The sequence below is a fragment of the Mucilaginibacter sp. genome (assembly GCF_036383575.1).
In the GTDB taxonomy this organism is placed as follows: Bacteria; Bacteroidota; Bacteroidia; order Sphingobacteriales; family Sphingobacteriaceae; genus Mucilaginibacter.
This window is the reverse complement of sequence record NZ_DASVOB010000475.1, coordinates 1-6,052: the sequence shown is the minus strand read 5'-3', so window position 1 is coordinate 6,052 and position 6,052 is coordinate 1. Positions and strand designations below refer to the sequence as shown.

The following is a 6,052-nucleotide window of genomic DNA, read 5'->3' as shown; positions in this document are numbered from 1 at the left end:
ATAGTCAAAACGTTCGGGGCCAATTACTACGTTTCTTAAAATATCCAAACCTAAAGCGGTTTTGGTATAATATTGACCGTAATCTCTAAGTCCGATAGCCTCAGGAGGGGTCATGAGTGGATCTTTGCTGTTGCGGTAACCGGCCAGTATATTTTGTGCCGAACCGCTTTTTTCAGCATACTCGCCTGTATTAAATTCCTTGGTAGCATATTCGTTAATGAAAGTATTGAAACCCTCATCCTGCCACATGTATTTGCGCTCGTTTGAGCCTACAATCATCGGGAACCAGTTATGACCTATTTCATGGGTAACATCGCCCCAAAGGTCGCCCTTTTTTAGGTTGCTCAAACAAAAAATAGCGCCCGGGTACTCCATACCCAAAGCTACGCCCGATACATTGACAGCCGAGTTCCATGGATATTCAAAGTATAGGTTTGAATAAATTTCCATGCTGTTTTTCAGATATTCGGTTGAGCGGCCCCAGCCATCGTTACCCGAGCTTTCAAGTGGGTAAGCCGACTGCGCAATGCCTTTGCGGCCCGATGGGAAGTTAACCCTTGCAGCATCCCAAATGAAAGCGTCTGAAGCGCCCCAGGCGATATCGCGGGTATTTTGCATTTTAAAGTGCCAGGTAAGCGTACCTTTAAACGGACGGGTTGAGCCTTTGCCAACTTCGCCTGCACTGATTATGGTTACCGTTTTATCGCTGTTACGGGCTTCTTCCAGTCTTTTCAATTGGGTTGGAGTAAGTACCTCTTCTGGATTTTGCAGATCGCCCGAACCAACTACTATTTTATTGGCCGGAGCGGTAATGTAGTAATCAAAATCGCCGTATTCGCAATAAAACTCGCCCAAGCCCATGTAAGGTAAGGTGTTCCAGCCTTCTACATCATCATACACGCACATACGCGGGTACCACTGGGCAATTTCATAAACATAGCCCTGTTTGAATTTTTTGCGGCCCATACGGTCGGCACCGTAAAAGGGGATAGCAAAATCATAATTTACCTTGATCTCTATTTTTTCGCCTTTGCCATCCATTGGGGTATTGAGGCGCAGCTGCATGCGGGCATCAGTAATGATCGGATCAACTTTGTAAGTTTCGCCTTTGTAAGTAACATCAACAGAGGCAATATGGTAACCACCGCGGCTAAAACCGCGAACATCAAACCTGTCGCCGGTATAAGGAGTTACTGCTGCCCCGCGCGAGTCGGGTTTAAAAAGGTTTTGATCCAATTGCAGCCACAGGTAATCCAACTTATCCGGACTGTTGTTAGTGTAGGTGATTTTGACTTCGCCGGTGATGGTTGTGTCCTTGCCTTCGTTAAGTGAAGCTTTAATCTGGTAATCAGCCTTGTTTTGCCAGTAAGCTGGTGAGGGCTTGCCTGCAGCAGAACGTGTGCCTCCGCTGGTAACCGGCCAGGTAATAGGGCCAAAAAGGTCCTGGTGATTGTATTTTGTTGTGTCGGTACTTTGAGCAGATGCCGTTCGCGTTAAGGGCATCAGCGCTACAGCGCATAATAAATAATTCAGTTTTAAACAGTTCATCTTAAATTTTTGGTAACAAGGGGGCAAATAAAGGGAAATAATTTGTGAGTTTGGCAATTTTAGATGCCGAAAGGGTTGGATATAAGTGATTTTGACATATTAGGTTAGGGTTGTAATGGGGATGTTACTTTTGATGCCCCATCAGGGGCTCTCGCAGTTTAAGTTTACCCCACAAAATTGCTTTGTCGTTTAATCAGCCAAGCGTTTTGTTTTACCCCTCTGGGGCAAAGGGTATTTCTATACTTTTTATGCTACAAACCTTTTGCACCTCTGGTGCATCTGTCCTTAAGCATCTCAATTAATACCTGATTATGTAGTAAAACCTTGTCGGCCCCAGCGGAACCACGTGTTTATAGCATTAAAAGAGGGCATTTTTTGGCTCCGTAGGTGCCTCCTATCGAACTTTCAGGTTGATGAATTTCGTGGGTTAACTTACGTCCCATCAGGGTCTCTTGCAAAGGACCCTGATGTATACGCCATGCCGATTCGTTGTTCCGGGTATCCTGTTAGATGTTAGAAGGCGGTGAGCCTCAGGGGCCTCTCCGAGAGACCCTGAGGGAACAAAAAGTTATTATTATTGAATTGCCTTTACTTTTAATAAAAGTATCTTTATATATTCCTAAACATTATGCACCACCTTTTGAAATATTTCTCATTTCTTTTATTCCTCGTTGTAGAAGCTCAAGTTGCAAGGGCCAATGCTATTGACAAGTTGAAAACAGATATGGATGTTTTTGATTTACTTATCAGCGTCAAGGCTTTTGGCCGTAGTACCCCGATAAAAGTAATGCCTTCAGATACTTTGCTCAAAAGGTTGAATTGCAACGAGATTGCTTTAAAATGGAAGGTGAAGTCTTGGGAAAGAGTGGATCTTAATCATGATAAACTTACCGATTTGATAGTTACGGTAAAAGACAACAACACGTCTTTATACATATTTGCAGTAATTGATAAAGGGAAAGGTGGACTTAAATGTCTTGAATTATCTAATGACCGGGGTGATTATTGTCAATTGGTTAAGCCAATAACTGTAAACGCTAAACAAATGCTTGCTTACTATTCCAAAAGGTACAGGATGGTTAACCAAAAGCTTGAATTGAACGAAACCGAACAAATAGATACATTAATTTATTTATTTGATGGCTTTGTAGAGTATAATCGTAAGCCTGCTAATTATGGCATCGAATCCATAGCGATAAAAGTTACTGATTCGCTCAGGGTTACCAACCAGGGAACAGTATTTTATAATCCGGGGTTGGGAAGGATGTTTCACGATACGGTGGAAATGAATCGGGCAATTGCCCGCAGCCATAATACCTACATTAGTAATATACCGCTAATTAAACTGAACAATATAAAAGCGCTGATAAATTATATTGATATCAAAAAAAAGAAAATAAGTTACAGCGTTTTGTGGACCGACGATGCAGAGGCCAATTTAATAATAAAATTTACTGATGGTACAAAAAAGGAGATAAGAGATTATGGTATGATCGGCTCATTTGGATTAACCCGTCTATATCTTACATTACTTGATTTAAAGGAATCGTTGAACTGGAAGTTAGCCCGAAAGTAGTCCTCTCGTAAAACTTTTCTAAATAATCACCATTTAACTTACAGGTGCAATTATATCTGCATTTTTGCAGCAAATACATAGCTATATGAATCGTTTGGCCAACTCTACATCGCCATATTTATTACAACATGCCAATAACCCGGTTAACTGGTACCCCTGGGGCAAGGAAGCCCTTGATAAAGCCAAAGCCGAAAATAAACTGATCCTGGTTAGTATTGGTTACTCAGCCTGCCACTGGTGCCATGTGATGGAGCACGAAAGCTTTGAGGATGAAGCCGTGGCTGCTGTAATGAACGAATATTTTGTTTGTATTAAGGTAGATAGGGAAGAACGCCCGGATGTTGACCAGATCTATATGAGTGCCGTGCAACTCATGAGCGGCAGGGGGGGCTGGCCGCTTAACTGTATCTGCCTGCCCGATCAAAGGCCCATTTACGGCGGTACTTACTTTCGTAAAAACGACTGGACATCGTTACTCTTTAACCTGGCCGATTTTTACAAACAAAAACCCGAAGAAGCTGAAGACTATGCCGTTCGCCTTACCGAGGGGATCCAAAAATATGAGTCGATTGAATTTGTGGTTGCACAGGCAGAATATACCAAAGATGATCTGCACGCTATTGTAAATAATTGGAAACGATATTTTGATAAGCAGGAGGGAGGCACCGGCAATGCACCCAAATTCCCTATGCCTAATAACTGGTTGGCTTTAATGCGCTATGCTCATTTAATGAAGGATGATGAGATTGCACAACAGGTTAAACTCTCACTGCATAAAATGGCTTTTGGCGGCATTTATGACCATGTTGGCGGCGGCTTTGCCCGTTATTCGGTTGATGGGCGCTGGCATGTACCGCACTTTGAAAAAATGCTGTATGATAATGCTCAGCTTATCGGTCTGTATGCCGAAGCTTACACCTGGAAGCCGGATGAATTGTACAGGCAGGTAATTGATGAGATCATCACTTTTAGTACCAATGAGCTGATGTCGCCCGGCTATGGGTTTTACTCGGCGCTTGACGCGGATAGCGAAGGTAAAGAAGGCAAGTTTTATATTTTCACCAAAGATGAGATAGAAGAGATCCTGGGCGATGCTGCCGGACTGTTCAGCATCTACTATAATATTACGGAGGACGGCAACTGGGAAGAGGAAGAATCGAACGTATTGTTCCGTAAGGATAGTGACGAAGAACTGGCCCGAAAATTAGGTTTACCGCTTGATGAATTACTTGCCAAAATAAACGCGTCAAAACAAAAAGTATTTGAGGCACGCAGCATACGTGTACGACCGGGATTGGACAACAAGATCCTTACTTCGTGGAACGGGTTAATGCTTAAAGGACTTGCAGACGCTTACCGCACTTTCAATAAACTGGCCTATCTTGAACTTGCGTTGAATAATGCCGGGTTTATTTTAAATAACCTGCTTGGTCAAAATGGCAGGCTATCACGGGTTTATAGTGCCACATCGTCGCAGGATAAGCCTGTGGCGTTTTTGGATGATTATGCCAATATCATCGATGGTCTTATTGCATTGTATGAGGTTACCTTTAATGAGCACTGGCTGCTGCAGGCCAAAAATCTTGCTGATACGGCTATAACCCACTATTATGATGAAACAAAGGGCATTTTCTTTTTCACGGCCGATGATGATGAGCAGCTGATCGCCCGTAAATCTGAAATTATGGATGGGGTGATCCCTGCCTCCAATTCGGTTATGGCACGCGTGCTTAAAAAGTTAGGCTTGCTTTTTGATAACGAAAGCTACGTTGAGGTTTCGGCGCAATTGTTACGCAACGTAATGCCGCAGCTGGCAAAGTATGGTTCGGCCTATTCAAACTGGGTGATGCTTTTGCTTGATGAAGTATTTGGTATAAATGAAATTGCGATAACAGGTACCGAAGCCGAGGCTTTCAGAAAGGAAATGGAAAATAATTACATCCCCAATAAAATTATGTTGGGCGGTAATGCAGGAAGTTTACCTTTGCTGCAGGATAAGTTTGGTGCATCAACACAAATTTTCATTTGTAAAGATAAAACCTGCGGATTACCTGCTAATAACCCGGCTGATGCCCTTAATGAAGTTGAAGCCAGATTTTAAAATTAAAAACAATTTACAATGAAGATTGCACCTCAGCACGTAGTATCATTAACCTACGATTTGTACGTAGACCGCGAAAACACAGGTTCCGAAACTTTGGTAGAAAGTACCACCCAGGAACAACCACTAACCTTTTTATTTGGTGCAGGCCAGATGCTGCCTAAATTTGAAGAAAACCTGAGCACACTTTCAACCGGTGATACCTACGAGTTTCGCTTATCTCCTGAAGATGCTTACGGCGTATATGATGAAGAAGCAGTAGCCAACCTGCCTAAAGAAATGTTCCAGGGTACAGAGTTGCCTGAAATTGGCAGCATTTTGCCTTTGCAGGATAACCAGGGCCACCGTTTCCAGGCTATGGTAGTTTCCATTGCCGAAGATGCCGTTATTGTTGACCTTAACCACCCAATGGCAGGCCAGGAACTGCACTTTAAAGGTAATATTCTTAACGTGCGTCCTGCAACTGAAGAAGAGTTATCACACGGCCACGCACATGGCCCGGATGGTCACCACGCTCACTAAGCAGCTAAATAGCAAAGCTATATAATCAGCGTCATTGCCTTTAGATTAGCTTCAACAAAATAATAGAGGTTATTATTATTGTTGAAGCTTTCTTTTTGCTTCTTTTTCTTTGTTAATAACCTTTTTTTTGTGGAAAAAGTTAACAACGGTAAGGGTGCATTATCGTCATTGCCAGGCTTAAAGGCCTATACCTCGATTGAACCCCTTACCGTTTGTTTTAAACTGTGACATCAAATAGAAATTAGAGTTTGGAAGGCTCGTTAGTAAGGTATTGATGTGGTTTAAAACCGTTAACTGTTTACTTA

General features: G+C 42.6%; 4 protein-coding genes. 3 read left to right on the top strand and 1 reads right to left on the bottom strand.

Annotated elements, in window-relative coordinates:
- The coding region (locus VF500_RS17100; protein WP_330860845.1) for a M1 family metallopeptidase at nt 1-1,548 on the bottom strand (1,548 nt) is incomplete at its 3' end.
- 640 nt (nt 1,549-2,188) lie between these two features.
- On the opposite strand from VF500_RS17100, the gene VF500_RS17095 reads away from it, so the two are divergent.
- The 3 genes from VF500_RS17095 to VF500_RS17085 all read left to right on the top strand — a co-directional run bounded on the left by VF500_RS17095 (nt 2,189) and on the right by VF500_RS17085 (nt 5,747).
- Nucleotides 2,189-3,124 carry a hypothetical protein gene (locus tag VF500_RS17095; RefSeq protein ID WP_330860844.1) on the top strand — a complete coding sequence of 312 codons (936 nt, stop codon included), beginning with the start codon at nt 2,189-2,191 and terminating at the stop codon, nt 3,122-3,124.
- Between the two features lie 85 nt (nt 3,125-3,209).
- Complete coding sequence (locus VF500_RS17090) at nt 3,210-5,225, top strand: thioredoxin domain-containing protein (RefSeq protein WP_330860843.1); 2,016 nt, start codon at nt 3,210-3,212, stop codon at nt 5,223-5,225.
- 18 nt (nt 5,226-5,243) lie between these two features.
- Entirely contained in the window at nt 5,244-5,747 is a 504-nt protein-coding gene (locus tag VF500_RS17085; protein WP_330860842.1) for a peptidylprolyl isomerase, read from the top strand.
- Nucleotides 5,748-6,052 lie beyond the last annotated feature (305 nt).

Bases quoted from the DNA above. Each gene is read 5' to 3' on its own strand.
- VF500_RS17085 (WP_330860842.1), top strand. From the start codon at position 5,244: ATGAAGATTGCACCTCAGCACGTAGTATCATTAACCTACGATTTGTAC.
- VF500_RS17090 (WP_330860843.1), top strand. From the start codon at position 3,210: ATGAATCGTTTGGCCAACTCTACATCGCCATATTTATTACAACATGCC.